Raw genomic sequence first — 3,030 nt, forward strand, 5'->3', positions numbered from 1 at the left:
ATGTGTATAAGAGACAGGCACGGCGGGGCCGATGCGGTAGCGGCGGGTGACCGGGTCGGACACCAGGAACCCCCGGCCCGCCAGGGTGGCCAGCAGGCGCTGGGCGACCGAGGTGTCCCAGCCGAACTCCTCGGCGACCTCGGTGACGCCCCAGTCGGGCCGGGTCCGCTCGAAGGCGAGCAGCACCAGCAGGGCCCGGTCCACCGTCTGGAGGGCTCCGGCGGGGGTGCGCCGGTCGAGATCGAAGTCGGTCATCGCCATCTCACCATTCAGACCTGTATTGCAGATAACGGGAAACCATTGCGTTCCACGGTAGCCGATCCCGAATGTTGCTCCAGCACCCCGCCCGGCGCTCCACCGCCGGAGCGCCGGGCGGGTGTCCCGCTCAGGAGAAAGGCCCCCCATGCTGAAGTACGTACTGGACATCGTCGAGCTGCTGGACGATCCGCAGGTCTGCGGGAAGACGGTCGTGGAGTACCTCGACTCCGTCGCGGGGGCCGAAGGCTCCTCGGCCCAGGTCACCACCGTCACCGGCGAGCGGGGGTCGACGGACTTCGTGCTCGTCCGCGTCCCGGGCTCCCGGGGCCGCGCGGCCGGCGGTGACGCCCGGACGCTCGGCGTGGTCGGCCGGCTCGGCGGGGTCGGCGCCCGCCCCGAGGTGACCGGGCTGGTGTCCGACGCCGACGGCGCCGCCGCGGCCCTCGCCACGGCCGCCAAGCTGCTGGACATGCGCCGCCGGGGCGACGTGCTGCCCGGCGACGTGGTCCTCGCCACGCACATCTGCCCGAACGCCCCGACCGAGCCGCACGACCCGGTGCCCTTCATGGGCTCCCCCGTGGACATCGCCACGATGAACCGGCACGAGGTCACCGGCGAGATGGAGGCCGTGCTCTCCATCGACACCACCAAGGGCAACCGGATCATCAACCACAAGGGCCTCGCCCTGTCGCCCACCGTCAAGGAGGGCTGGGTGCTCCGGGTGTCCGAGCAGCTCGGCGAGCTGCTCGCCGTGGTGACGGGTGAGCCGTTGGTCACGTACCCGGTGACCACCCAGGACATCACCCCGTACGGTAACGGTGCACACCACATCAATTCGATCCTGCAGCCCTCCACCGCGACCACCGCCCCGGTCGTCGGTCTCGCGGTCACCTCGGCCGCGGCGGTGCCCGGCTGCCAGACGGGCGCGAGCCACGAGACCGACATCGCGTCCGCCGCCCGGTACGCCATGGAGGTCGCCAAGGCCTTCGGCGCCGGAACCCTCGACTTCCACGACCCGGTGGAGTTCGACAACCTCGTCAACCGCTACGGGTCGCTGGCTCACCTCCAGACCTTCGGCCGCACATCCCAGGAGTCCTGATGGCATCCGCCCACCGGGCCGACGCCACGGCCCCCGAGGCCAAGAGCATCGGCAGCGACGACTACTCGCTCTCCCGCGTCCCGCGCGACAAGCGCTTCGGCTTCTGGTCGATGCTGCTCCAGTGGCTCGCCCAGTCCGGCTCGATCTCGCAGTTCACGCTCGGCGCCACCATCGGTGTCGGTATGACCTTCGGCAACGCCTTCCTCGCCTTCACGCTCGGCGCGGTGATCCTGGAGATCGTGATCTTCGCGATCGGCCTGGCCGGGATGCGCGAGGGTCTCGCGACCCCGATGCTGACCCGCTGGGTGGGCTTCGGCCGCAACGGCTCGGCGCTGGTGAGCTTCGTCATCGCGGTCAGCCTGGTCGGCTGGTTCGGCGTCCAGAACACGATCTTCGGCAACAGCGTCTCGGCGCTCGTGGGCGGCCCGTCCTGGATGTGGTGCGTCTTCGCGGGCATCGCCATCACCGCCCTGGTGATCTTCGGCTTCCGGTACATGGCCCTGTTCGCGAAGATCGTCACCCCGCTGTTCTTCGGCATGGTCGCCTGGTCGGTGATCACCACGCTCAAGGACCACTCGCTCGGCGACCTGATCAGCTCGCCGCCGCCCGGCGAGACGATCCCGCTGGCCGTCGCCGCCACCGCCATCGCGGGCGGCTACATGACGGGTGCGATCGTCTCCCCGGAGATGACCCGCTACAACCGGAAGGGCTCGCACGTCTTCGTGCAGAGCGCCTCCTCGATGATCCTCTCCGAGTACATCGTCGGCATGACCGGTGTACTGCTCGGCCACCTCGTGAAGTCCAGCGACGTGTCGCACATCGTGCTCTCCACCTCGGGCGCGTTCGGTGTCCTGGTGGTCCTGATGTCCACCGCCAAGATCAACGACTGGAACCTGTACGGCTCCTCGCTCGGCGTCGTCAACTTCTTCCAGGTCGTCTTCGGCCGCCGGCTGCACCGCGGTGTGGTCACCGTGGCGCTCGGCATCGCCGGCACCCTGCTCTCCGCGGTCGGCATCATGACCCACTTCACCGACTTCCTGTCCCTGCTCGGCGTGATGATCCCGCCTATCGGCGGCATCATCGTCGCGGAGTACTGGGTCGTGAAGCGGATGCGCAGGCCGCTGGACGAGACCCGCGCGGCCGAGACCCTGCCGGCGACCTCACCGACCTGGGTGCCGATGTCCCTGGCCATCTGGCTGGTGGCCTTCTGCGTCGGCAAGTTCTACGACGGCGGCATCCCGGCCCTCAACTCGCTGATCATCGCCTTCGTGCTGTACTGCGGGCTCGGCCTGGCGGGCTGGATCAAGCCGTACGGCACCTCCACCCTCGACGACGACGAGGCGCACGCGCCCGCCGCCCCCGCGACCACCCCGGCAGGAGCAGCATGAGCACCACCCCCGCCTCCGCGCAGGCACAGGACGAGGTCGTCGGCCTCTGCGCCGAACTGATCCGCTTCGACACCTCCAACCCGACCAGCGACGAGCGCGAGGCCGCCGACTGGGTCGTGGCCCGCCTCGCCGAGGCCGGCATCGGCTCCGAGCTGGTCGAGTCCGCGCCCGGCCGGGCCAACGTCATCGCGCGCATAGCGGGCGCCGACCCCACCCGGGGAGCGCTGCTGGTCCACGGCCACCTCGACGTCGTGCCCGCCGACGCCGCCGAGTGGCAGGGGGGGG

Annotated in this window: 2 protein-coding genes and 2 pseudogenes; 3 read left to right on the forward strand and 1 reads right to left on the reverse strand. The window is 70.2% G+C overall.

Features of this window, described 5'->3' with window-relative positions:
- A pseudogene (locus IH13_RS0132415) lies at nt 1-255 on the reverse strand (helix-turn-helix domain-containing protein); the annotation flags it as partial.
- A 148-nt stretch (nt 256-403) separates the two neighbouring features.
- Between IH13_RS0132415 and IH13_RS0132420 the strand changes: the two are divergent.
- The 3 genes and pseudogenes from IH13_RS0132420 to IH13_RS0132430 all read left to right on the forward strand — a co-directional run.
- Nucleotides 404-1,357, forward strand: a complete 954-nt coding sequence (locus IH13_RS0132420; protein ID WP_031090078.1) for a DUF1177 domain-containing protein — start codon at nt 404-406, stop codon at nt 1,355-1,357.
- Nucleotides 1,357-2,745 carry a cytosine permease gene (locus IH13_RS0132425; RefSeq protein ID WP_031090079.1) on the forward strand — a complete coding sequence of 463 codons (1,389 nt, stop codon included), beginning with the start codon at nt 1,357-1,359 and terminating at the stop codon, nt 2,743-2,745. Before IH13_RS0132420 ends, IH13_RS0132425 begins: the two co-directional genes overlap by 1 nt.
- Nucleotides 2,742-3,030, forward strand: a pseudogene (locus tag IH13_RS0132430) (hypothetical protein); the annotation flags it as partial. The gene IH13_RS0132425 and the pseudogene IH13_RS0132430, both read left to right, overlap by 4 nt.

This window comes from Streptomyces sp. NRRL WC-3549, assembly GCF_000721935.1.
GTDB lineage: Bacteria > Actinomycetota > Actinomycetes > Streptomycetales > Streptomycetaceae > Streptomyces.

Bases quoted from the DNA above. Each gene is read 5' to 3' on its own strand.
- IH13_RS0132425 (WP_031090079.1), top strand. From the start codon at position 1,357: ATGGCATCCGCCCACCGGGCCGACGCCACGGCCCCCGAGGCCAAGAGC.
- IH13_RS0132420 (WP_031090078.1), top strand. From the start codon at position 404: ATGCTGAAGTACGTACTGGACATCGTCGAGCTGCTGGACGATCCGCAG.